The sequence below is a fragment of the Vallitalea sediminicola genome (assembly GCF_054408565.1).
On record NZ_BTPT01000023.1, the window covers coordinates 18,465 to 42,059 of the forward strand.

General features: G+C 30.0%; 23 protein-coding genes and 1 riboswitch. Of the genes, 7 read left to right on the forward strand and 16 right to left on the reverse strand.

The features are described 5' to 3' along the window. Positions 1 to 2: 2 nt before the first annotated feature. Genes ACX6CF_RS10080 through ACX6CF_RS10095 form a run of 4 tightly spaced genes read right to left on the reverse strand, consistent with a single transcriptional unit; the run spans position 3 to position 4,545 of the window. Positions 3 to 1,130, reverse strand: a complete 1,128-nt coding sequence (locus ACX6CF_RS10080; protein WP_458785202.1) for a glycerate kinase — start codon at positions 1,128 to 1,130, stop codon at positions 3 to 5. Between the two features lie 34 nt (positions 1,131 to 1,164). Then, entirely contained in the window at positions 1,165 to 2,508 is a 1,344-nt protein-coding gene (locus tag ACX6CF_RS10085) for a GntP family permease (protein ID WP_458785203.1), read from the reverse strand. 27 nt (positions 2,509 to 2,535) lie between these two features. Next, positions 2,536 to 3,687, reverse strand: coding sequence for a CdaR family transcriptional regulator (locus ACX6CF_RS10090; RefSeq protein ID WP_458785204.1), 1,152 nt, complete (start codon positions 3,685 to 3,687; stop codon positions 2,536 to 2,538). An 18-nt stretch (positions 3,688 to 3,705) separates the two neighbouring features. Then, positions 3,706 to 4,545, reverse strand: coding sequence for an MBL fold metallo-hydrolase (locus tag ACX6CF_RS10095; protein ID WP_458785205.1), 840 nt, complete (start codon positions 4,543 to 4,545; stop codon positions 3,706 to 3,708). 376 nt (positions 4,546 to 4,921) lie between these two features. On the opposite strand from ACX6CF_RS10095, the gene ACX6CF_RS10100 reads away from it, so the two are divergent. Together ACX6CF_RS10100 and ACX6CF_RS10105 are read left to right on the forward strand one after the other, a co-directional pair. Continuing rightward, a complete protein-coding gene (locus tag ACX6CF_RS10100; protein WP_458785206.1) occupies positions 4,922 to 5,389 on the forward strand; it encodes a hypothetical protein in 468 nt (155 codons plus the stop codon). Positions 5,390 to 5,535: 146 nt separating this feature from the next. Next, on the forward strand, positions 5,536 to 6,183 hold the full coding sequence (locus tag ACX6CF_RS10105; RefSeq protein WP_458785207.1) for a single-stranded DNA-binding protein: 648 nt from the start codon (positions 5,536 to 5,538) through the stop codon (positions 6,181 to 6,183). 143 nt (positions 6,184 to 6,326) lie between these two features. Here the strand turns inward: ACX6CF_RS10105 and feoB are convergent, their stop codons facing one another. Continuing rightward, positions 6,327 to 8,480 carry a ferrous iron transport protein B gene (gene feoB, locus ACX6CF_RS10110; protein WP_458785208.1) on the reverse strand — a complete coding sequence of 718 codons (2,154 nt, stop codon included), beginning with the start codon at positions 8,478 to 8,480 and terminating at the stop codon, positions 6,327 to 6,329. Continuing rightward, on the reverse strand, positions 8,480 to 8,737 hold the full coding sequence (locus ACX6CF_RS10115; protein WP_458785209.1) for a FeoA family protein: 258 nt from the start codon (positions 8,735 to 8,737) through the stop codon (positions 8,480 to 8,482). The genes feoB and ACX6CF_RS10115 overlap by 1 nt, the downstream gene beginning before the upstream one ends. 338 nt (positions 8,738 to 9,075) lie before the next feature. Here ACX6CF_RS10115 and ACX6CF_RS10120 point away from each other — a divergent pair, with 338 nt between their 5' ends. Continuing rightward, positions 9,076 to 9,477, forward strand: coding sequence for a metal-dependent transcriptional regulator (locus ACX6CF_RS10120; protein WP_458785210.1), 402 nt, complete (start codon positions 9,076 to 9,078; stop codon positions 9,475 to 9,477). A 132-nt stretch (positions 9,478 to 9,609) separates the two neighbouring features. Here the strand turns inward: ACX6CF_RS10120 and dapB are convergent, their stop codons facing one another. From dapB to ACX6CF_RS10140, 4 genes are all read right to left on the reverse strand, one after another. Further along, complete coding sequence (gene dapB, locus ACX6CF_RS10125) at positions 9,610 to 10,371, reverse strand: 4-hydroxy-tetrahydrodipicolinate reductase (RefSeq protein ID WP_458785211.1); 762 nt, start codon at positions 10,369 to 10,371, stop codon at positions 9,610 to 9,612. A gap of 89 nt (positions 10,372 to 10,460) precedes the next feature. Then, positions 10,461 to 11,345: a 4-hydroxy-tetrahydrodipicolinate synthase gene (gene dapA / locus ACX6CF_RS10130; RefSeq protein ID WP_458785212.1), complete on the reverse strand. Its 885-nt coding sequence runs from the start codon at positions 11,343 to 11,345 to the stop codon at positions 10,461 to 10,463. A gap of 382 nt (positions 11,346 to 11,727) precedes the next feature. After that, a riboswitch (Lysine riboswitch) is annotated at positions 11,728 to 11,911 on the reverse strand. Between the two features lie 65 nt (positions 11,912 to 11,976). Continuing rightward, a complete protein-coding gene (gene htpG, locus ACX6CF_RS10135) occupies positions 11,977 to 13,869 on the reverse strand; it encodes a molecular chaperone HtpG (protein ID WP_458785213.1) in 1,893 nt (630 codons plus the stop codon). A gap of 188 nt (positions 13,870 to 14,057) precedes the next feature. Next, positions 14,058 to 14,546: a DUF5721 family protein gene (locus ACX6CF_RS10140; protein WP_458785214.1), complete on the reverse strand. Its 489-nt coding sequence runs from the start codon at positions 14,544 to 14,546 to the stop codon at positions 14,058 to 14,060. A 171-nt stretch (positions 14,547 to 14,717) separates the two neighbouring features. Here ACX6CF_RS10140 and ACX6CF_RS10145 point away from each other — a divergent pair, with 171 nt between their 5' ends. The 3 genes from ACX6CF_RS10145 (at position 14,718) to ACX6CF_RS10155 (ending at position 17,700) form a co-directional block, all read left to right on the forward strand. Next, positions 14,718 to 15,305: a DNA-3-methyladenine glycosylase gene (locus tag ACX6CF_RS10145; protein WP_458785215.1), complete on the forward strand. Its 588-nt coding sequence runs from the start codon at positions 14,718 to 14,720 to the stop codon at positions 15,303 to 15,305. Between the two features lie 93 nt (positions 15,306 to 15,398). Continuing rightward, positions 15,399 to 16,694, forward strand: coding sequence for a M18 family aminopeptidase (locus ACX6CF_RS10150; RefSeq protein ID WP_458785216.1), 1,296 nt, complete (start codon positions 15,399 to 15,401; stop codon positions 16,692 to 16,694). A 166-nt stretch (positions 16,695 to 16,860) separates the two neighbouring features. Beyond that, a complete protein-coding gene (locus tag ACX6CF_RS10155) occupies positions 16,861 to 17,700 on the forward strand; it encodes a DegV family protein (protein ID WP_458785217.1) in 840 nt (279 codons plus the stop codon). A gap of 49 nt (positions 17,701 to 17,749) precedes the next feature. Here the strand turns inward: ACX6CF_RS10155 and ACX6CF_RS10160 are convergent, their stop codons facing one another. The 4 genes from ACX6CF_RS10160 to ACX6CF_RS10175 form a co-directional block, all read right to left on the reverse strand. Continuing rightward, complete coding sequence (locus ACX6CF_RS10160) at positions 17,750 to 18,556, reverse strand: ABC transporter permease (protein WP_458785218.1); 807 nt, start codon at positions 18,554 to 18,556, stop codon at positions 17,750 to 17,752. After that, on the reverse strand, positions 18,549 to 18,713 hold the full coding sequence (locus ACX6CF_RS10165; RefSeq protein WP_458785219.1) for a hypothetical protein: 165 nt from the start codon (positions 18,711 to 18,713) through the stop codon (positions 18,549 to 18,551). Before ACX6CF_RS10165 ends, ACX6CF_RS10160 begins: the two co-directional genes overlap by 8 nt. A 36-nt stretch (positions 18,714 to 18,749) precedes the next feature. Next, positions 18,750 to 20,342, reverse strand: a complete 1,593-nt coding sequence (locus ACX6CF_RS10170; RefSeq protein ID WP_458785220.1) for a recombinase family protein — start codon at positions 20,340 to 20,342, stop codon at positions 18,750 to 18,752. A 136-nt stretch (positions 20,343 to 20,478) separates the two neighbouring features. Then, complete coding sequence (locus tag ACX6CF_RS10175; protein ID WP_458785221.1) at positions 20,479 to 20,898, reverse strand: helix-turn-helix domain-containing protein; 420 nt, start codon at positions 20,896 to 20,898, stop codon at positions 20,479 to 20,481. Positions 20,899 to 21,089: 191 nt separating this feature from the next. Here ACX6CF_RS10175 and ACX6CF_RS10180 point away from each other — a divergent pair, with 191 nt between their 5' ends. Continuing rightward, complete coding sequence (locus tag ACX6CF_RS10180; RefSeq protein WP_113671867.1) at positions 21,090 to 21,335, forward strand: helix-turn-helix transcriptional regulator; 246 nt, start codon at positions 21,090 to 21,092, stop codon at positions 21,333 to 21,335. Positions 21,336 to 21,772: 437 nt separating this feature from the next. On the opposite strand, the gene ACX6CF_RS10185 is transcribed toward ACX6CF_RS10180, so the two are convergent. Both ACX6CF_RS10185 and ACX6CF_RS10190 read right to left on the reverse strand, forming a co-directional pair. Next, complete coding sequence (locus tag ACX6CF_RS10185; RefSeq protein ID WP_458785222.1) at positions 21,773 to 23,050, reverse strand: TRAP transporter large permease; 1,278 nt, start codon at positions 23,048 to 23,050, stop codon at positions 21,773 to 21,775. 32 nt (positions 23,051 to 23,082) lie between these two features. Next, a complete protein-coding gene (locus tag ACX6CF_RS10190) occupies positions 23,083 to 23,550 on the reverse strand; it encodes a TRAP transporter small permease (RefSeq protein ID WP_458785223.1) in 468 nt (155 codons plus the stop codon). Positions 23,551 to 23,595: the final 45 nt, after the last annotated feature.

Genomic DNA, 23,595 nt, shown 5'->3' on the forward strand with positions numbered 1-23,595 from the left:
ACTTATATTACTGATACTAATCTTATAATTGATTCAGTTGTTTTCAATAAATTTTCTTCAGAATAATTCTTAGCTATTTCAAAAGCTTCAGGTCTTTGATTAATACTAAATATAGAACTGATTCCTCTTTCATATAGAGCATCGGTTTCATCACCGATAGCACCTACAATAGCAATAACTGGTTTATGATATTTTATGGCTCTATCAGCAATACCTACAGGTACTTTACCTCTTAAGCTTTGTCCATCAATTTTACCTTCGCCAGTAATAATTAAATCAGCATCAACTATTATATTATCAAAGTCAACAGCATCCAATAATATATTTATGCCTGATTTTAATTCAGCATTAACAAAAGCGACTAGACCAGCACCTAAGCCTCCTGCGGCACCTGAGCCTTTATATTTCTGTAAGTTTATCTCTAAGTCTCTATTGACTATACCAGCATAATGTTTTAGGTTTTCATCAAGAAGTTTTACCATCTCTTTATCGGCACCTTTTTGTGGTGCGAATATATAAGATGCTCCGTTTTCACCATATAATGGATTATCAACATCACATGCTACGATAAATTGACAATCAGATATTTTGGCATTCAGATTACTTGTATCAATAGTAGCTAAAGAACCTAAGCCTTCACCTGTAAGATCTATTTCTGTATTGTCTTCTTGCAGAAATTTAACACCTAATGCAGATGCCATTCCAACACCGCCATCATTTGTTGCACTTCCACCTATACCAATGATTATTTTCTTACAGCCTTTTTCTAGAGCATCCCTAATTAATTCACCTGTACCATAAGTAGTTGTCTTAAGAGGATTTTCTCTTCCTTCTACTAGAGGCAGTCCTGAAGCTTGAGCCATTTCAATAACTGCTGAACCATCATCTAATATTCCATAATTTGCTTCAATTTTATCAAAAAGTGGACCTGTAACTGTTTTGGTAACTTTTTTACCACCAATCGCATTTAAAAAAGCATCTACAGTTCCTTCGCCTCCATCAGCTATAGGTATAGTGACTGTATTAATTTCTGGTCTAATGTTTTTTATACCTTCTTCAACTATATTACAGACATTGATAGAGTCCATAGTACCTTTAAAAGAATCTGAGGCAATAACTATTTTCTTCAAGTAATCAACTCTTTTCTATGTTAGTCAGTCTTTGTTAAATGAATATTACTCCTAGTATCATTATCATCACAATTGCTACAATACCTTGAACAAGGGTAACACCCGTTTGACATTTATAAGCAGTGGATGTATCCATATCACTGAACTGGGAAACAACCCAGAAATAACTATCGTTGGCATGGGATACCGTCATTGAACCAGCACCGATAGCTAGAACTACAAGTACTTTTGCCATTTCACTTGTCATACCCATATTAACCATAAGTGGTGCAACCATAGCTGAAGTTATGATCATAGCAACTGTAGAAGCTCCCATGGCTGTTTTAAGTAACATGGCTATGATAAATGGTAATAATAATCCAATATTATATTTAAGTAATGAATCGCTTAATGCATCAGCAAGTGGTAATGCTTGTAAGATAGCACCAAGAGCACCACCAGCACCTGTAATCGCTAAGATGGATGCGGAATTAAAGATACCTTTTCCAACCCATTTAAAACTATTTTGCTTTTCATCCTTTGGAATTAAAGTCATGGCTAAGAAGATTCCCAAAATCAAAGCTGTAACAGGATTACCTATAAAATCAAAGAATGATTTCATGAATCCTTCACCAAAAGGTGCAGATGGAAAATCTGCTATTGATTTAAAAGCAATAAGTATAATAGGTAAAATGATAGGTGCAAAAGATTTGAAAGCACTTGGAAGTTTACCATATTTTTCTAATAATTCTTCTACTGTAGTTTCAGGGTTAGGGTCGATAGGGAATTTTGGACCTACTTTAATTGCATATATGTAACCTGCAAGCATAACAGGAATAGATACAACTAGACCCATTAAAATAACTAGTCCTAAATTAGCTGATAATGTACCAGCCATTGCTATTGGACCTGGTGTTGGTGGAACAAGACAATGTGTTGCATATAATCCTGAGCTAAGAGCAGTAGCCATAACAGCTAAAGATACTTTTGATTTCTCTGCTAGAGCTCTATTTATAGGTGATAGGATTACAAAACCTGAATCACAGAATACTGGAATACTTGCTACATATCCAGTTAAACTCATTGTGAGAGGCGCTCTTTTCTTACCAACAAGCTTCAATATACTATTAGCCATTGTAAGAGCTGCCCCTGTTTTTTCAAGTATCGTACCTATAATTGTACCGGCAATGATTACAATACCAATATTGCCTAGGATATTACCAAAACCTTTTTTAATCGTTGATATTATAGAATCAGCAGGCATTTTTGTACATATACCGATAAAATATGCCGCTAGTAACAACACTATAAAAGGATGCATTTTGAATCTAGAAATCAAAATAATTGTACCCACAATTGCAATTAAAACGATAATAAAAAGTCCTATGCCACTTGTCATAATATTTCCTCCTAGTATTTTTAAGTATTAATTCAACTTATACATATTGTTTATATAAGAATATAAACAATATAGAAGTACTGAATGATAAAAATTATTTGCATTTAAACCTGTTATCTGCTCAATCTTTTTTAAGCGATAAACTAGGGTATTTTTGTGAACAAATAGAGCTTCTGCCGTTTCATTTAAATTAAGATTATGTTCAAATAATGAATCTAATGTTTTATAAAACCATTCTGGAACTTTATTATTTTCATTTAATATTGATAAATACAACTTTTTAATAAATGGTTCAGATGCATCTGCTTGTATTTTATGAAGAAGGTACTTTGCTTGTGTTTCAAAATCGTTAATATCAAGAGGAGCTTTCTTACTTATAGAAATAAGTTCAACAGCTTCGTTAAATGATTTTTTATATCCATACAAATCGTTATAAGAATTACCTAATCCTATTTTAGTATCGAATGGTTGTTTATCCTTAAGGGTGTTTAAGATATTATTTATATATGTAGAGCGTTTGTCATCAGCAATATCTTTGAAAATTATAAAATAATGATTAATGATACCAAAAAAATCATTATTAGTTATATAATTATTACTTGTTAATAGCTTTTCAATCTCTCCCATTGCATTAACAGATTCATAGACTTCATCATTAGAAAATTTATCTAATTTTATTACCACAGCACATCTCATTAATTTAAGATTGACGTGTGATACTTTTGATAAACATAAAATTTCTTCCTCTGTTTCAGAAATAGGATTAAATATTAACTTTCTTATCATTTGATTGTTAAGGTCTTTAACTAGATTGACCTGTTCAGAAATAAGATATTGTTCGAGAGCTAGTTCTACAGAATTTTTTACAAGCTTGGCTACCATTCTAACTTCATCAGGATGTCCGTAAATTCCTACAACACCAATAACTTTTCCTTCAATGTTAATTGGTAGATTGACACCTTGTTTGGCACCAGGAAATTTTTCAACATCATCTGGGTAGATTTCAATACTTTTTCCAGACTTAATAACATCATCTGCACCTTTATGATAGGTGGAAATTCTGTTAGGTTCGCCTGAAGCAAGAATGAAACCATCACAATCCATAATATTAATATTACGGTAATCAATAACTTCCATCATTAAATTAACAATTTTTTGCGCAATATCTTTTAAAAACATACCTATCTCTCCATATTTTTATTTATCAAAATATAGTACTGTTCCAGTTGTATTATGGAAATATTTATCGCCAAATTCTTGTTTCAACTGATTCATAGCATTTTCTCCCGTACAATGTGAAATGCCGAATTTCTTTATTTCCATAGATTTTAAATTATCTATAGTTTGACGAATTCTATCCTCATCAGCTCTAACTAAATGAGTTCCTCCAATGATTGTATTGATATTTTTACCAGTACGTTTAATTAAAGTTTTAAGCATATTGATTACTCCAGGATGTGAACAACCTAAAATAACTACTAAACCTTCTGGAGTATCAATAGCTAGCATAATCTCATCATTAAAATCATCAAGAATATGGTCATCATTGTTTTCTAGATAAAATCTTGGATTGTTTTTCTCAAATGAAGTAACACGTTCAAAATTAGAAATGATATAAATACCTTTATCTATTTCTAAGATATCTTCATCTACAAAATGAGATTCAACATTATTATCCTTTAAAAATTCTTTGTTAAAACTATTTCCTAAAAACTTATAATGAGTATTATCAAAGCTATATTTTTTTCTAAATGCATTTTTATGAATATATAGTTTGAAATCAGAAGTAACAGTTTCTACAAAATGTCTGAATCCACCTGTATGATCATAATGTCCATGACTTAAGACCACCATATCAATATCATTTAAATCTTTGCCAAGTGTAGATGCATTTTCGATAAAATCACCACTTTGGCCAGTATCAAATAGTATTTTTTTATTATTTACTTCAATTAAAAATGAAATACCATGTTCATTTAATAAGCCTAGATGTTCTCCTTTAGTATTTTCTATGAGAGTTGTTATAGTTAATTTCATAGATATCCTCCTTTCTATTTGAAATAAGTAGTAGCATAATATATTATCAACAAATTAATTCTGAAAACCATGATATTATTATGCGTTTTTACTACAGCTTATATTATTGATTACAATTATAATTATAATTTATCTAAAAATAATATTCATTATGTATTAAAACAATAATTAGTGACATAATGCTTGGTTTTTTGTTCGTTTTAATAATCATATAAAATATGAGAAATTATTTGTGGGTTATGTATTATTATACAACACATATGGTTATTTATGTTAGCTAATAATTATTTTTTGTTTTATAGGATTATAAATTACTAAGTTAGACAATAATAAGTGATATAACTATTTTTATATTTTCAAAGGCAGGTTGCTATTTATGAAAAGAATAATTATAACGGGTAATAATAAGGTAAGTAACTTAAAATTTATTTTTGAAGATATTATGAATAAAGTTAACGTGAAATATGAAATAGGACAAGAGAGTAATTCTATCACTATTAATGTAGATGATAACAGTGAAACAACTTATTATGCTATTGCTAATGTAGATTATGAATTGAAAGATATTAATATTGATATACCTCTATGCAGATTTATTACTCTTGGATTTAACAAAAAATCTAGTGTTACTATATCAAGTTTAGGTGGTGATTTGGATACTAGTAAAACTCTAATCTACTGTATTCAAAGAGAAATTGATGAGAATGATACAATAATTGAGCCACAAGAATTCCCTGTATTCATTAAATCATCTTGGGGACATGATATATATAATATAATGTCAGCTGTAACTGCGGTTATGTTAATAGATAGGAGTATAAGTGATAAATTAAATTCCATGTAAGAAGAATTGAAAATCTGATTCTAAAAATCAATCATTTTGAATAAAGATAAATATAGATAAACATTAAACATATGAATATATATTGAATGAGAATTTTTCTAAGGAGAAGGGTTAACGTTTAATATAATGGAAGGGAGATAAGTATCATGGAAGATAATGTTATCAGAAACAATCAAGTGAATTTAATAGGAAAAATACATTCTACATTTGAATTCAGCCATGAAGTATATGGAGAGGGATTTTATAATTTTGATGTGGAAATATCACGACTAAGTGATAACGCTGATATAATACCTATAATGGTATCAGAACGTCTTATTGACACAACTAGCGATTTGAGAGGTAAAATAGTAGATGTTCAAGGACAATTTCGTTCTTATAACAGGCAAATTGAGGGTAAAAATAGATTGGTGTTAACAGTTTTCGCTAGAGAAATCTCTATTTTTGAAGAAGAAGAGATCAAAAGAAATCCTAATTACATATATTTAGACGGTTATATTTGTAAACCTCCAATGTATAGAACGACACCTTTTGGTAGAGAGATTACAGATATATTATTGGCGGTTAATCGCCCTTATAATAAATCCGATTACATTCCATGTATTTGCTGGGGAAGAAATGCAAGATATGCTGAAAAATTTAATGTTGGGGATAGAATAAAAATATGGGGAAGGATACAGAGTAGGGAGTATCAAAAAAAATTAAGTGAAACTGAGGCAATAAGTAAAGTTGCTTATGAAGTTTCAATTTCCAAGATAGAGATTCATGAGGATCATGAGGAAGAGGTTAAATAGTTAAAGAATTTAATGGTTATATGTGACAACGGTAGTTATGGTTAAACCATATATAGTGATAATCACGAGAAGGATTATCACTATATATGGTTTTTTATAGCTCAAGCCACACACTGTAGTAGCGACCATTAAATTCTATATATCTAATGAAATCCAAACAATCTAGCTGTTTGAGCTACTATAAAGCATATCACTATCCCTGTTATAGTAGGGATAATAAATGAGGCAAAAGTCCATTTTTTACTCTTGGTCTCTTTATAGATGGTCAATAACGCAGTCCCACATGGAAAATGATTCAGTGAAAATAACATGGTACATATAGCAGTAAGTATTGTCCAGCCATTGTCAACCAATAAGTCTTTTAGAGCTGAGAGACTATCCAGTTCTAGCATTGCACCAGTTGACATGTAACTCATAATAAGTATGGGTATAACAATCTCATTGGCTGGGAATCCCAATATGAATGCCATTAGTATATAGCCATCTAGACCAATCATATTTGCAAAAGGTTCAAGGAAATTAGCACAGTGGGATAGAATACTTATATTGCCGACAGTGATGTTCTGCAAAATCCATATAATAATTCCAGCAGGTGCGGCTACAACTATGGCTCTCCCTAATACGAACATAGTTCGATCGATTAGTGATCTAATCAATATTTTACCAATCTGTGGTTTTCTGTATGGTGGCAATTCTAATGTAAAAGACGAAGGTACGCCTTTCAGTATCGTTCGTGATAGTAATCTTGAAATACCAAAGGTTAAAAAAACAGCTAGAACAATAGTAAGTAGAATTACTAGGGTACCAATTACAGATGAAAATCTTCCACTAATTCCAGCAATAAAAATTGTAGCCAGTGCAATTAGTGTAGGAAAGCGGCCATTACAGGGGACAAAATTATTGGTTATTATTGCAATGAGACGTTCGCGGGGAGAATCTATTATTCTACAGGATGTTATACCAGCTGCATTACATCCGAAACCCATGCACATGGTCAATGCCTGCTTACCATGAGCACAGCACTTCTTGAAAAAGTAATCTAAATTAAAAGCTATTCTAGGTAGATAGCCCAAATCTTCTAATAGTGTAAACAATGGAAAGAATATAGCCATAGGGGGTAACATAACAGATATTACCCAGCCCAGAGTCCGAAATAATCCCAAAACAAGTATACCATGGAGCCAAGATGGAGCACTAATCCAATTAAAGAATTCTGTTAGTTTTAATTCGGCATTACAAAACATATTTGATAATAATGATGATGGATAGTTAGCACCAATAATTGTTATCCAGAATATGATTCCCAGAAGTAAAAGCATTATTGGGATACCAAGTGCTTTGGAAGTAATAACTTTATCTATTTTCCTATCAAAATCTCTACATTTCTTCTTATGTTTAGTTATCACATTATTAGCTATAGTCTCAGCTTTAATAATTATACTGGATACTATTTTTTCTCTTAGAGTATTTATATTAATATGATGTATCTCTTCAAGGTCTTCTTTTATGGATTTTATCTTGGTCATGATTTCATTATCTGTAGATAGGTCAATATTAAGATGCTTTTCTATAGATTTTATTATTGAATTATCTCCATCAAGTAATCTTAGTGATGTCCATCTAATATCTAAAACATCATCTTTGATAATAGGGGATATAAAAGGAGATAGTTCATCAACAGCATTGGTTATTTGTTCATTATAATCAATAGATATAGGGGATATGGATTGTTCTGTTTTAATAATACTATGTAATTGATCTTTTAGTATATCTAGACCTATGCCACTTCTAGCATTAGTAGGAATGACTGGAATTCCTAGTTCAGCGGATAATTTTTTGCAATCAATATCAATTCCTTTTCTCTTGGATTCATCAATTAGATTAACACATAAAATGACATTGCTGGTGATTTCAAGTATTTGAATTACTAGATTAAGATTTCGTTCTAAGCATGTGCTGTCTGCAATTACGACCACAGCATGAGGTTTACCCAAACATATAAAATCTCTTGCTATCTCTTCTTCAACAGAGTTTGATAAAAGAGAATAAGTTCCAGGTAGATCTACCAGTACATATTTTTGTTGATCATGAGTGAATGTGCCTCTAGCATTAGAGACTGTTTTTCCTGGCCAATTTCCTGTATGTTGTTTTAGTCCTGTAAGTGAATTAAAAACAGTGCTTTTGCCCGTATTAGGGTTACCTGCTAAGGCAATAACTATATCATCTGGAGATTGAAGGTCTATATTGAAACTATTTTTCAGAGTTTTTAGACCAGTTGATTGGTTAGTAAGTCCCATTAAATGGTGTCCTCCTTTTTAGGAATATATTCTACTATTATTTTAGATGCTACATCTAAGCGAAGGGCTATTACCGAACCTCTAATTTCATATGCTACGGGGTCTCCGCAGGGGCTTTTATACAAAGCTTTGATAGGAGTATCTTTTACTAATCCCAAGTCAAGTAATCTTCTTCTAGTGATTCCATCTGCAAGTAATCGTAATAACCTACAGTTTTGACCTATTGTAAGTTTATCCAATGACATTATGTTACTCATAATGCTGATCACCTCAATCATTTAATATTTTTTAGTGGATACAGGTGTTTGATTGATATAACTTATATGAAAGTTAGGCGTAAGAAACTTTTTGAATTCACTTAGGATAATATATTTAAGTAGAACTTGTTTGGTGCAAGTACATATAAAATTTTATTGGATTTTTTTTCAGCATCATATGGATTATTATAATATGTGTAATACATTGATATGGAATAAATTCATTACCTAAGTAATAAATTAGACTTAAGGAGGGGATAATCATCAATTTATCAGAGTTCTATACCTTCAGAGGATATGAGATACTAAATAGGGAAAATAATTATCTAACCCCTAGCATGGAAGATTATTTGGAAATGATATATAGAATTTGTAGAGATGAAAGTTATGTAAGAATGAATCAACTGGCTAATAATCTTAATGTAAGACCTTCATCTTCAACTAAGATTGTTCAAAAACTAAGTTCCATAGGATTAGTCAATTATGAAAAATATGGATTAATAAGTCTCACTGAAAAAGGAGAGAAGGTAGGGGAATTTCTTTATCATAGACACATTGTTCTAGAAAAATTTCTTAACATAATTGGAGTGGAAGATAGTATATTGAAGGATACAGAATTAATGGAACATTACGTTAGACCAGTGGTTCTGAAGAATATCGAACAGTTCATCAAATTTCTGAATTCTAATCCTAATATCCTACAAAAATATTATGAATACCTAAGAAATGATACTCAATAATAATAAATAAAATTGTCAATAAAAAATAATTGTTTTCCTATAAAAAATATGAGCAAGCCCGGCGTAGATGTATAGGAGAATATTATCTATATCATCTATGACGAGCTCTAAGTTATTCTAAAGTTAAATATATTAATTACCTTCTATAACATTTTGCATATCATACATACCTTCAGATTTCTGGCTTAAAAATTTAGCTGCATTTACAGCTCCAACAGCAAATATATCTTTTGATAAGGCACTGTGATTAAGCTCAATTATTTCATCTTTCCCAGCAAATAGAATTGAATGTTCACCTACGATTGAACCACCTCTAACTGCATGGATACCTATTTCTTTTGAATCACGTTTAACTCTTTCTTTAGATCTATCATAAGTATAGGAATATTCATTGTTTAGAGATTCATTGATTGAATCAGCAATAGCTAATGCAGTACCACTAGGGGCATCAATTTTTTGATTATGATGTTTCTCAATAATCTCAATATCGAAATTAGCTGAAGTAAGGGTTTTTGCAGCTTTCTTAACTAAGTTCAATAGTAAATTTACTCCAAGAGACATATTAGCAGATAATAGGATTGCAATTTCTTTGCTAGATTCATTAACTAAATTAAGTTGTTCATCATTAAGACCAGTTGTACATAATACAACAGGTATTTTTCTAGACTTTGCATAGTCGATTAATGAAGGTACAGCTTTGGCTGTGGAGAAGTCAATAATAACGTCTCCTTCAATATCAATAGTGTTTATATCAGTGAAAACAGGATATGGATTGTTAATGTCATCAGATATATCAATACCTGCTACTATTGTTGCATCATTATCTTCTTCAACTATTTTAGAAATTACCTGTCCCATTTTCCCATTACAACCATGCATTATAATTCTAGTCATTGTAAAACTCCTTTCATTTTTGAAACCTTTTCTATAGCAATAAATAACCACTGAATACTGAATCAAAATGTATTCAGTGGTTTAATGATTTAGATAGTTATTCCTAATCTTTTTATTGCATTTTCAACTCTTAATCTATTAGCTGGTTCCATATCTATTAGTGGTAAGCGACATGGACCAGAAGGAAGACCCATATAATTCATAGCAGCTTTTACTGGGATTGGGTTAACTTCGCAGAAAAGTGATTTAATAAGTTCATGTAATTTTAGTTGTAGTTCAAGACTACCTTTTACATCACCAGCTAAAAACTTAGCAACTATGTCATGAGTTTCTCTTGGTAGAATATTAGCAACTACTGAAATTACGCCTTTACCACCTAGAGAGAGTAGAGGTACTATCTGATCATCATTACCTGAATATAGATCAAGATTACCTTCGCATCTAGCAACTAGTTCAGTAATATGACCTATGTTGCCACTAGCTTCTTTTATAGCAACAATATTATCTACTTTTGATAATTCTACTGCAGTATCAACGTCAATGTTAAGACCTGTTCTTGATGGTACATTATATAATACAACAGGAATATCAACACTACCGGCAATAGAAGAAAAGTGTCTAATTAAACCTTTTTGAGTTGTTTTATTATAATAAGGTGTTACATGTAATAAACCATCAGCACCTAGTTTTTCAGCTCTCTTAGATAATTCAATACCGTGTTTAGTATCATTGCTTCCAGTTCCAGCTATAACAGGTACTCTTTTATTAGTCCTGTCTATCGCTACTTTTATACATTCAAGATGTTCCTCATCATTAAGTGTTGAAGATTCACCAGTTGTACCGCATATAACAATACAATCAGTTTTATTTTCTATTTGAAAATCAATTAATTTCTCTAATCCTTCATAGTTAACACTCATATCATCGTTAAATGGTGTTACTATTGCTACACCAGCTCCTGTAAAAATAGACATACAATTAACCTCCTAAGATTTTATATACAAAATTTTATTGATATCTCTATAATCTTTACATTTATTTATTACTTACTGTTTTCCTTGAAATCTTTACGTAATACAATCATCCACGTTTGTTAAATAGTTTTCAATTATACTTTAGTATATCTGTTTTTCTCCAAAACATCAATATAAGGTAAGTAAATATTTACGATTTCATATGGAAATTTATTTTTATAATTATCAGACCTCCTATTTCAATTACTTACTTAATATATTATATTGCTATTAACTAAAATAATTGAAATTTTTGTTTAATATTTCAGTAATAAGTGGAGGAGAAAATTTTAATAAAAAAACAGCCGGCGTTGTGTGCCGACTGTGAAAATCAATATTAAACATCACAAGTAGCACCCCATATATAATATTATTATATATGACAGTTATATAGCTATTGACTATATACCCAGACAGAAAATAAAACAGGTATTTTCTTCTTCGGCATAGTACCCTTTCAGTAATTATCACTTTTGCCTGGACAAATCAAATCACTTACTAATGTAAAATGCTCCTCTACCATACTAAACTATTAAATTTTGTATTATAATATCACTAATGTAGAAATTTGTCAAATATAATCAAGTAATGTTTAGATTAATTTTTTAAGAATCTCATTGCTTCTTTCAATAAATCTAGTCATTGCTTCAGGTGTTAACTGTTTATGACTGATCATAGCTAAATCATAAATTTGATTACAGAATATCTCAGTGTTTTCGTTATCCTTATTTTCAATGATATATTTTACTAATTTGTTTTTCTTATTAAGTAGAAGACTTTCATTACTTGGCATAGCGGTACTATCCATTCCGAACATACCATACATTTTACTCATATCCTGCATTCTACGAGACTCTTCAGGTAATATTATCATGGCAGAGATGTCTTCTGATTTTAGATTTTCCATATTTACGCTAAGGTTTTCATTGCTAAGAGCTTTTCTGAAAATAGTTTGAACTTCTTCATTAAGCTTTTTGCTATCTTCCTCACTTGTACTATCTTCATCTTTTAGACTATCTGTCAAGTCAGCATCTATTCTTGCAAATTTTATATTATTTTCATTTTCCTTCATTTCCATATGAGATATGAAAGGTTGATCAATAGTTGCATTCATTATGACAGCTTCCATACCATTATCTTTAAACATCTTAATATATTGGGATTGAAGTGTTTCATCTGTTACATAGTATACTTTATTTTCATGCTTTTCTTTATTTCTTTCAAGATATTCTTCAAGAGTTACATAATCACCTGTTGTTGTTTTATATAAGACTATTCCCTTAGTTTTATCAAAGAATTTATCATCTTTTAAGCAACCGAATTTAATGAATGGATGAATATCATCCCAGAATTTCTCATAGGATTCTTTTTCTTTTTTAAATAATGAATTAAGTTTGTCTGCAACCTTTTTACTAATGTATGCAGAAATTTTCTTAACAAAACCATCATTCTGTAAGAAACTTCTTGATACGTTAAGTGGTAGGTCAGGACAATCCAAGACACCTTTTAATAATAGTAAGAATTCTGGAATAACCTCTTTGATATTGTCGGCAACAAAAACTTGGTTGTTATATAACTTGATTTGTCCTTCCATTGTATCAAATTGATTACCTAATTTTGGGAAATAAAGTATTCCTTTTAAATTGAATGGATAATCCATGTTAAGGTGAATCCAGAACAATGGTTCTTTGAAATCCATAAAAATCTTTCTATAGAATTCTTTGTATTCTTCATCAGTACACTCATTAGGTTTCTTTAAATATAATGGAGTAGTATCATTCAATGGTTTTGGTGCTTCAGGTTCTTTAACTTCACCATTTTCTTCTTCATTTTCTACCTTAGGTTCTTCCTTATTAGGATTGGTAAGATAGATTTCTATAGGCATTAGAGAACAATATTTCTGTATTGTACTTCTAACTGTGTATTCATTTAAGAAATCTTTTCCTTCATCACCGATACTTAATGTAATTTTAGTTCCTCTTTCAGTTTTATCACTATCGCTCATTTCATATTCATTACCGCCGTCACTTACCCAGCGTACAGCTTTTGAGCCTTCTTTATATGAAAGAGTATCTATTGTAACATTTTCTGCTACCATAAATGCAGAATAGAAACCAAGTCCGAAGTGACCTATAATCTGATCTTCATTAGCCTTATCCTTATATTTATTAAGAAAATCTTCTGCACCAGAGAAAGCAATTTGATTAATGTATTGCTTAACTTCTTCATCAGTCATACCAATACCATTATCTATAAAAGTCAAAGTTTTTTCTTTGTCATCAACAATAACCTCAATTTTGAATTCAGTATTTTCAGATAGAGACATTTCGCCCATTGCATTTAATTTTTTTAACTTAGTTATAGCATCACATCCATTAGAGATAAGTTCTCTAACAAATATATCATGGTCAGAATATAACCATTTCTTAATTATTGGAAAAATATTTTCACTATGGATGGATAAATTCCCTTTTTCAGTACTCATTCTTAACTCCTCCTAACGTTTTTCGTAAAATATTATTAATTTATGTTATAAATTATGTGTGTATTATTAAAACTTATATAAGATATAATAAATGTATTTCTAAGAGATGTCAAGAAAAAATTAGCACTCATCTTGGAAGAGTGCTAACAAAAAGAAGTATACTTAATGAATATCCCGTATATATGCCTTTATACAGCGATACCATGTTTTTTAAAAAATGTTTTTACTGAACTATCCCAATAATTTTCTAATGTTTTATCTAATGTAAATATACTGATGGAACTTCCAGTTGTACATTTGAGAATATTATCTTCAAATAAAATATTGATAAATAATCCATTGATATTATCAGCTTTAGTATTCAATTGATGTTTAGCAACTATGCTTTCTATTTTATCGTGGGGTAGAGTGAAAACAATTTTAAGATATGAAGGAGTTTTATTTCCTTTTATCATATAGAAAGCTATATCCTTTATTTCTGACCATTTAACCAGTTTTCTATCTCCAAGTATTTCTACCTCATCTGACGATAGGTATTTTTTATTTAAATCACAAGATATATTGAATTTAGTAAAAGTATTAAGTTCAACATTTGATACTTCAAATTCATCAAACATTGTATCTCTTAATAGATTATTCATAAAAAGTTTTATATCGATTACGTTAAAAGATATCATATAGCACCATTCCTTCCAGAGCATCAATCTAAATTGTACTCTTAAAGTATATCATACAAAATAGAGGTAGAACTTTCAATACTTTTATTGTAATATTATTAAGTAAGTAGTATATCACCAAAACCAAGTGTTATTTTCAAAAACATGTATAGAAAGTAGAGTTGTTTACATATGAATAAATTAAAGAGAGATTTCTATGAAAGAGATACATTGATAGTAGCAAAAGAATTATTAGGTAAGCATCTAGTATATAATGATAACGATGAAGAGGTTATTGTAAAAATAACTGATGTTGAGGCATATAAAGGAATTGATGATAAAGCTTGTCATACTTATGGAGGAAGAAGAACACCTAGAACCGAAGTAATGTGGGGTGAAGCTGGACATGCGTATATTTACATTATATATGGAATGTATTATTGTCTTAATGTAGTTACAGAAAATATTGATAATCCATGTGCTGTTTTGATTAGAGGAGTAGTTACAGTTAAAAATATTACTAAAATGTCTTACAATAGATATGATAAAGCTTATGAAGAGCTCAATACTTATCAAAAGAAAAATTTTTCTAATGGACCAGGTAAACTATGTAAAGCATTATCACTTGATCTTAATCATAATGGAATTGATTTGCTTTCTGATAATTTATATATATGTGATGGTGAAAATAATATAACTTATGTTAAAAAATCTAAACGAATTAATATTGATTACGCTGAAGAAGCGGCTGATTATTTGTGGAGATTTTATATAAAATAAATATGTTAAATCAAAAACTTAACCAACAAATGATTTAATTTAACATATATAGATTAATCAAGTTAAATAATGAAAAAGAAAGGAAAATAAAAAATGAGAACAAGTATGAGTTATGCAAAAGATTTAATGACATTCATAAAAAACAGTCCTTCCCCATATCATGGAGTTATTGAAGGGAAGAAATTACTTGATAGAGCAGGATTTACACAATTGAAAATGAAAGATGAGTGGCAGGTACAAAGAGGTGGTAAATATTATATTATCCCTTATTCATCAACAGTCGTAGCTTTTACAGTAGGAGAATTAGTTGACGACATGGGATATAAAATAATAATATCACATACAGATAGTCCAAGTTTCAAGATAAAACCTATTTCAGAAATAAAAACAGAAAATTACATTACACTCAATACAGAAGTCTACGGAGGACCTATATATTATACATGGTTAGATAGACCTTTGTCACTAGCTGGTAAAGTAGCACTGAAATCTGATAATCTGATGAAACCAATAATAAAATATATAGATTTCAAGAAGTCCATACTTACAATACCAAGTTTGGCTATTCATATGAATAGAGATGTCAATGAAGGTGCCAAATTTAATCCTCAAAAAGATATTTTACCTCTTATTGGACAAATTAATGATACACTGGAAAAAGATAATTATCTAGTATCACATATTGCAAAAGAACTTGATGCTGAAGTAGGTGATATCTTGGATTTCGAACTCTTCCTCTATTTAGTAGGAGAGGGAAATATCATTGGTATCAATGAGGAATTTGCACAATCTTCAAGATTAGATAATTTGGCTATGGTATATAGTAGTCTTTCTGCAATTACTGAAATAGAAAATAAAAGTGGTATTAATATAGCTGGATGTTTTGATAATGAAGAAATAGGAAGCAGGACTAAGCAAGGTGCCGATTCAGTAATGTTCGCTAATATATTAGACAGAATATCAATGGCACTTAGTAGAACTAAATCAAAACACTATAGAATGTTAGATGAATCATTTATGATTTCAGCTGATGCCGCTCATGCATTACATCCTAATGCTGTAGAAAAGAATGACCCAACTAACAAACCTTTACTTAATGAAGGAATAGTGATTAAGTTAAGTGCTAAACAAAGCTATGCCACAGATTGTGAATCAACAGGTGTAATTCAGCAGTTATGCCATAATATAGATATTCCATATCAAAAATATGTTAACAATTCAACTATACCAGGAGGAAAAACGCTAGGACCCATTACTACATCCTATGTGCCTGTAAAAACAGTAGATATTGGAGTGCCTATGCTTGCAATGCATTCAGTTAATGAATTAGTAGGAGTAAAAGATTTACTGGATATGGACAAATTATTTAGTAAGTTTTATAGTTTATAAATATTAAAATGTTGATATGTAGTATAAAATGTTAAGTTTTACACAAAATAATTTATGTTAATTAACTAAAAAGATAAAAGAACCTTTTATTATTTTTTCATATATGGTAATATTAAGTAGTATTAATAACTACATTGTGCAGTATAGATGTTGAGGAGGCTATTCATTGAATTTTAAGATTGTAGTAGACAGCAGTTGTGATATAACTAATAAGATGAAACAAAATATGAACGTAGAGATAACCCCACTTACCATAGAGCTAGAGGGTACAAGATACAGGGATGACGATTCATTTCAGGTTGACGAATTTGTCCAAGAAATGAATGCGAGTACAAATGTACCTAAGACTGCATGTCCTTCACCGGCAGAGTATATTGATAGATTTGCAGGTGAAGAAGAAAACGTATTTGTTATAACTTTATCTAGTAAATTAAGTGGAAGCTATAACAGTGCTGAAATAGCAAAAGATATTTACCTTAGTGAAAATGATAATAAGAATATACATGTATTTGATTCACTTAGTGCATCAGCGGGTGAAGTATTATTGACATTAAAAATTGATTATCTAGCAAAATTAGGAAAGACTTATACACAGATAGTAGATTCTATCAGCAACTATATAAAAGAAATGAAAACATTATTCGTACTAAATAAACTAGATAATCTTGTGAAAACTGGAAGAATGAGTCTAGTAAAGGCTGCTATAGCCAATGTACTTAATATAAAACCTGTATTAGCTTCTAATGGTAAAGGCGAAATAATTATGATTAACAAAGGTCGAGGGATTAATAAAGCCATTAGCAAAATGATTGCAGCAATTGGCGAAACAAAAGATAATCTTGAAGATAGCCTGTTAGTAATTGCACATTGTAATTGTTTTAAAAGAGCTAATTCGATAAAAGAAAAGGTTAATGATACGTATAATTTTAAAGATATATTTATTGTCGAAATGAAAGGTTTATCTTCTACTTATGCTAATGATGGAGGAATAGTTATAGCCTTTTAAAGGTCATTTTTTAGGGGAGATGCGTTATAGGCACCTCCCCTTATTTTAATTATTCATTCAGTTTATTTACTTTTTTTTCTGCAAAGACAATAAGCTCATATAGACCTGTTGCCAACAATGCTAGTATGATGATACTCATCATTACCCAGTCCATTTTCAGTACTTGACTACCGTATACAATTAATTGACCAAGACCAGCTCTGCCAGCAATGAACTCACCGATGATTACACCAATAAACGATAATCCTATATTAACTTTCATTGTACTGATGATATTGGAAAAGTTAGCTGGAATGATAACTTTTTTTAGTACATCTATTTTTTTGCCATTGAAGGTGTAGATGAGTTTGACTTTTTCTTTATCCACATTCATGAAGCCATTAAAAACATTAATGATTGTAACTACTATAGCAACTGTTAAGGCGGTTATGATTATTGATCTTGTATTATGACCAAGCCAAACAATAAAAATAGGTGCTAATGCTGTTTTGGGTAAACTATTGAATACTATGAGATAGGGTTCCAGTATTTTTGATATCTTATTGTTCCACCATAGAATAATAGCTATAATAATACCTAAGATGCTTCCTAATACAAAACTTATTATTGTTTCATACAAAGTTACCCATATGTGATAGAGTAGGGAACCATCCATTAACATCTCTATAGAGGTTTTAACTATTCTCGATGGTGAGCTGAATATAAAAGAATCGATTACTCCTAATAGTGAACATATTTCCCAGGTAATTATAAGTACTAATAAGATAATTATTTGATATAAAAGGATGATTTTTTTTTCTTTCTTAACTTTTCTAAGATACTTATTTTGCTCAGGTGATATATTATGATTAATCATTCTTATCTAGCTCCTTCCAAATGGCATTAAAATAATAACGGAATTCAGGAGCACTTCTTGAATTAAAGGGTGTTTTGTTTTCCATAGTCAACTTGATATCAAAGATTTTTTTTATGGTTGCTGGTCGTTTACTTAGAACGACAACTTTGTCACCCATACTAATAGCTTCATCTATTTGTAATGAAAAACAACTTTAAAGGTTATTGATTGGTAGAAGTTCAACTTCTAGTTTATCACCATCCCATAGAATATTTTTAATGGTTTTATTAATCACTATTTTTTTTTGTTCATGAGATAATATGTTATGAATGCTACCATCAATGAGGTGGTTAAGCTTACAATTATAAGTTGTATCATTATCAGTATCGCATGTTTTAATAAGGATATTCAACTGCTTATTCAGGGATTGTAATTTATCATCCATCTGTTCAATTTCGTTAATTATATATTTTGAAGCAGAAGAAGTTTTACTTGATAATATTAAGGTTAATTGATAAATGGTATTTTTGGTTTCAGTGATTTCTTTTTCCAAGCCAGCTATTTTTTTATCTTTATCATGGTTTGTTTCTTTATGTATATAGTTTTCTAATTTATTGATAAGATTATCAACTGTTAGATATTGTTCTATTGAATCAAAAATTAAATTTTCACAGATGTTCCCTTTAAGATTTTTTACATGGCAGTCAGTACTTTTAGTAGATTCTTTGACTCGACATTTATAATAAAAATGTTTAACCTGTTTATCTTCATATTTACTAATTATTTTTAGGGGTACTTTACAGTTCTTGCATTTAATAAGTGGGGTAAGTATTGCTGTTTTGCTATCTAGGGAGTAACCTCTATGAATATTGGATAACAGCATTTTTTGTGTTTTTATCCAAGTGGTTGATGTTACGATTGGACGATGAACACCAATAGAAATGATCCATTTGGAGAGTTCTCTTTTACTTGGAGTATGTTTTTTTTCGTTGTTTTTATTGTAAGCCATAATTCCATAAGTTCCATCAAAATCCATATTGTTCAATTCTTTGTTGATTAATGAGTTATTTTCCAGGAAATAATCATATGCTTGATTATCTGCTGCCATATAAACAGGATTAATCAATATATTTTTGAGTGAACTTATATTAAAATCTTTATTATTTCTAGTTTTCAAACTGTTTTTGAGAGTGTATAGTTGTAGTTTAGTAAGAGAACCAAATTCTAAATATTTTTTGAAAATTATTTCCACTAATTTAATTTCCTGTGCTTCGTTAGTAAGAATAGATATTGATTTTCCAGTATTATTATCTAGTATTCTAGTTGCATTATATCCTAGAGGTGTTATACCTCCTAGCCATCTACCCGTTTCAGCTAGTTTATACATATTATCTTTTATTCTTTCTGCGATTGTTTCACGCTCTAATTGTGCAAAGACACTGGCTATATACATCATAGCACGCCCCATAGGTGTAGAGGTATCAAAATGATCTCTAATACTAACGAATTCAACGTTATTGAAAGATAATGTTTCTAATATATTAGAAAAATCCAATACATTTCTACTGACTCTATCCAATCTATAACATATAAGAACATCAAATTTTCTTTCTTTTGCATTTCTAAGCATTTCTTGATATTTGGGACGTTTGGTATTACCTCCTGAAAAGCCTTCATCTTCATATATGTAAAGGTCTTGTACTTTGAAATATTTATAAGCATATTCTTTACATAATTCTATTTGGTTTTTAATGGATTCTCCGGATTCTGTGATTTTAGATTTTCTTGAATAGATTCCTATATTCATTAAATAGCTCCTTATATTTTTTATATATAAGTATATGAATATAAATAGAGTTTAAGAGCAGAAAAATAAATTTCTGCTCTTAGAGAGTGTAGAGTATGATATTATTAAATATCGATAAGGATACTTGCATTCATAATTACTGCTTAGTAAGATTTACCTTATTTTGATGCATTTCTTCTGCAATTTCCCTTGCATGTATTAAGGTTTTTAAGATAATACTTCTTGTTTGTTCATCAATAAGTTCTCCATGAAATTTTAACCCGTCTCCTTCTTCTAGTTTTTCTATAAAAGTATCAAGATCTACATCTATGGATTTATTATCGTCTAACTCCCTAATGGGAAGAGAGTTATTGCTTCTTCCTAGCAGATAATCAGTGGTAGTATTTAAAGCTAAAGCAATTCTATTAATTATTTCGCCCTTAGGCTCTCGAAGGTTATTCTCATATCTTGACATTGTTGCTTCTGTAACATGAACTTTGCCAGCTAATTCTTTTTGTGTAAATTGCTTTTTTTTTCTAAGATTTAATATTCGATAACCAATAGAATTATTATCCATTATAAACACCACTTTAAATAATTATTTTTGTAATATATATATATACCCTTTGAGATATTTCATTAATAGTATAATACTTACTTACCAAAATTAAAATTAGTATTACCAAAAATACAAACTATTAGTTGACACTTACCAAATGGTATGGTACGATTTACTTGTTCGAATGGTAAGTGCTGGGAGGTGATTGTATGAATACTTATAGATTAAAATCTGCCAGAGCTTCTATGGGGTACACACAGGTAGAAATGGCAAGAAAGCTATCCATAACACAAAAAACTTACAATAGAAAAGAACTTGGTATAGTGGATTTCAATTTACGTGAAGTAACTAAAATTATTGAAATTTTGAAGCTGGATGTTGATAATGTGTATGGTATTTTTTTCAATGATAAACTTACCAATTGTATACCAAATGAAGCTTCTAAAAATGCTTAGTCAGAAAAAAATATCACTATAATACATATATTAAAGCAAATGTATATTAAAAAGCAAATATATATTGTGTTTTATAATATATTTCTTGGAATAGACACTTAAGCTACTTGACATATTAAAATGTACAATGAATTTTTAGTACGTTTCTATTAAATTTAATGCATGATTGATACATTTACTTATAATATTATTGGCTTAATTAGAATAAATTATGTTAGAATTTTAATAAAAAATAATATTTATGGAGATAAAATTAGTATAACATAAATTAATTTCATAATCATAATTAAAAAATTTGTTGTGGATAAAGAAGGTAACCTAATTAAAGGATTACCTTCTTTATCCATGTGAACTAATAACAAAAAACACCTTAAGATTTTTTAAGGTGTTTTTACTTCCAAAGAAGCTATATTTTAGATAATCAATATGAGAAACTTTTATTGTAGTAATTCAGGTAAGAACAATGATATTTGTGGAAAGTTTGTAATCATTAATACAATAATTATTTCTACAACTAAAAAAGCAATTATTTTACGACTGATGGCTTCAACCTTCAGACCAGATATACCACATGCCACAAAAAGATTAACGGCCATAGGAGGTGTAATCATTCCCACAGAAGTATTAACAACAATTATTATACCTAATAGAATAGGGCTGATGCCTAATGAAGCTGTAAGTGGCAACAAAATAGGTGCAACTAACAAAATAATCGCTTGTGTTTCTAGAAAACTACCCAAGAAAAGTAACATTATATTTATCAATGTAGTGATAACAATAACGTTTGATGATAAACTCATCATGGCTGTTGTTACTTTTGCTGGTATTTGCGCACTTGTGATAATCCAAGAAAATGAAGCAGAATTAGCAATAACGAATAGTACTACAGAAGTACTTATAGCACTCTTCAAAATTACCTGTCCCAAATCTTTCATTTTTAATTCCTTATAGACAAAAACACTAACGATAAAGGAATAGATAACAGCAACTGCTGCAGCTTCTGTTGGTGTGAATACTCCACCATATATTCCGCCTAAAATAATTACAGGCATAAGTAGTGCTAAAATAGCTTCCTTAAATGTTACTATCAAATTCTTTAAGCTTGTAGGTTCACCTTTTGGGAGTTTTAATTTCTTGGAGTAATAGAATATTACACCTATTAAACTAAGTCCAATAAGAATACCTGGAATAATTCCTGCTGTAAATAATGTACTGATAGAAACACCTGCTACAACTCCATATGTAATCATTGGGATACTAGGAGGAATGATAACTCCTAATGTTCCACCTGCAGCTGCAATAGCAGAAGCAAAATCCTTTGGATATCCCGCCTTTATCATAGCTGGAATCATAATTCCACCAATAGCTGCAACTGTAGCTGGATTAGAACCAGATATCGCCCCAAAAAACGCAGAAGCAATTATTGTGATAATACCTAATCCTCCCACAGTACTTCCTACACATGCTTTGGCAAATTTAATTAACCGTACAGAGATTCCGCCTCTTTCCATTAATCCTCCAGCTAACATAAAGAAAGGAATTGCCATAAAAGGAAATGAATCTAGGGATGTGAACATTCTCTGTGCCACAACAAAAGATGGAGTCGGCATATCTCCAAATGTCAAAGCAACAATAGAAGATACTCCCAATGACACAGCGATAGGTATATTTAATAAAAGTAATATTAACAAGCTTCCAAATAACAAAAGAACCATTAAATTTCCATCCTTTCTTACAAGTATTTTTACTAGTTCACAACTTGTTTATTTTTGCAAACAACCATCTGTATTGAACGAATGATCATTAGTAATGCGCCTACTGGTATTGCAAGATATGCATACCATATAGGTATAGCCAATGCAGGGGAGAGTTGTCCTATATTCATTTGATGATTAATGATTTTGAAAGAGAATGTTATAATCAAAAAATTAAACATCAAGATAATGGCTATTCTTAAATATTTTGAAGCTGCTTTTAGTTTTTTGGGTAACTTATTAACTACAATTTCAACACCTAAATGTGCATTTTTCTTAATTCCTAAACTAGCTCCTATATAAGCAATCCATATCATCAAATACCTTGCAAGCTCTTCTGACCATGGAATAGCTCCCAATTTAAAATATCTAAAAATCGTTGAGATAAAGACTGTAATAGTCATTATTGGGAAAATGATAATTAGAATATATTCTTCTAAGTTATTTAATATTTTTCTCAAAATACCTACCTCCTAAGATATTTGACGACTCTTATTAATCAAAGA

Bases quoted from the DNA above. Each gene is read 5' to 3' on its own strand.
- ACX6CF_RS10085 (WP_458785203.1), bottom strand. From the start codon at position 2,508: ATGACAAGTGGCATAGGACTTTTTATTATCGTTTTAATTGCAATTGTG.
- ACX6CF_RS10090 (WP_458785204.1), bottom strand. From the start codon at position 3,687: ATGTTTTTAAAAGATATTGCGCAAAAAATTGTTAATTTAATGATGGAA.
- ACX6CF_RS10095 (WP_458785205.1), bottom strand. From the start codon at position 4,545: ATGAAATTAACTATAACAACTCTCATAGAAAATACTAAAGGAGAACAT.
- ACX6CF_RS10100 (WP_458785206.1), top strand. From the start codon at position 4,922: ATGAAAAGAATAATTATAACGGGTAATAATAAGGTAAGTAACTTAAAA.
- ACX6CF_RS10105 (WP_458785207.1), top strand. From the start codon at position 5,536: ATGGAAGATAATGTTATCAGAAACAATCAAGTGAATTTAATAGGAAAA.
- feoB (WP_458785208.1), bottom strand. From the start codon at position 8,480: ATGGGACTTACTAACCAATCAACTGGTCTAAAAACTCTGAAAAATAGT.
- ACX6CF_RS10115 (WP_458785209.1), bottom strand. From the start codon at position 8,737: ATGAGTAACATAATGTCATTGGATAAACTTACAATAGGTCAAAACTGT.
- ACX6CF_RS10120 (WP_458785210.1), top strand. From the start codon at position 9,076: ATGGAAGATTATTTGGAAATGATATATAGAATTTGTAGAGATGAAAGT.
- dapB (WP_458785211.1), bottom strand. From the start codon at position 10,371: ATGACTAGAATTATAATGCATGGTTGTAATGGGAAAATGGGACAGGTA.
- dapA (WP_458785212.1), bottom strand. From the start codon at position 11,345: ATGTCTATTTTTACAGGAGCTGGTGTAGCAATAGTAACACCATTTAAC.
- htpG (WP_458785213.1), bottom strand. From the start codon at position 13,869: ATGAGTACTGAAAAAGGGAATTTATCCATCCATAGTGAAAATATTTTT.
- ACX6CF_RS10140 (WP_458785214.1), bottom strand. From the start codon at position 14,546: ATGATATCTTTTAACGTAATCGATATAAAACTTTTTATGAATAATCTA.
- ACX6CF_RS10145 (WP_458785215.1), top strand. From the start codon at position 14,718: ATGAATAAATTAAAGAGAGATTTCTATGAAAGAGATACATTGATAGTA.
- ACX6CF_RS10150 (WP_458785216.1), top strand. From the start codon at position 15,399: ATGAGAACAAGTATGAGTTATGCAAAAGATTTAATGACATTCATAAAA.
- ACX6CF_RS10160 (WP_458785218.1), bottom strand. From the start codon at position 18,556: ATGATTAATCATAATATATCACCTGAGCAAAATAAGTATCTTAGAAAA.
- ACX6CF_RS10165 (WP_458785219.1), bottom strand. From the start codon at position 18,713: ATGGGTGACAAAGTTGTCGTTCTAAGTAAACGACCAGCAACCATAAAA.
- ACX6CF_RS10170 (WP_458785220.1), bottom strand. From the start codon at position 20,342: ATGAATATAGGAATCTATTCAAGAAAATCTAAAATCACAGAATCCGGA.
- ACX6CF_RS10175 (WP_458785221.1), bottom strand. From the start codon at position 20,898: ATGGATAATAATTCTATTGGTTATCGAATATTAAATCTTAGAAAAAAA.
- ACX6CF_RS10180 (WP_113671867.1), top strand. From the start codon at position 21,090: ATGAATACTTATAGATTAAAATCTGCCAGAGCTTCTATGGGGTACACA.
- ACX6CF_RS10185 (WP_458785222.1), bottom strand. From the start codon at position 23,050: ATGGTTCTTTTGTTATTTGGAAGCTTGTTAATATTACTTTTATTAAAT.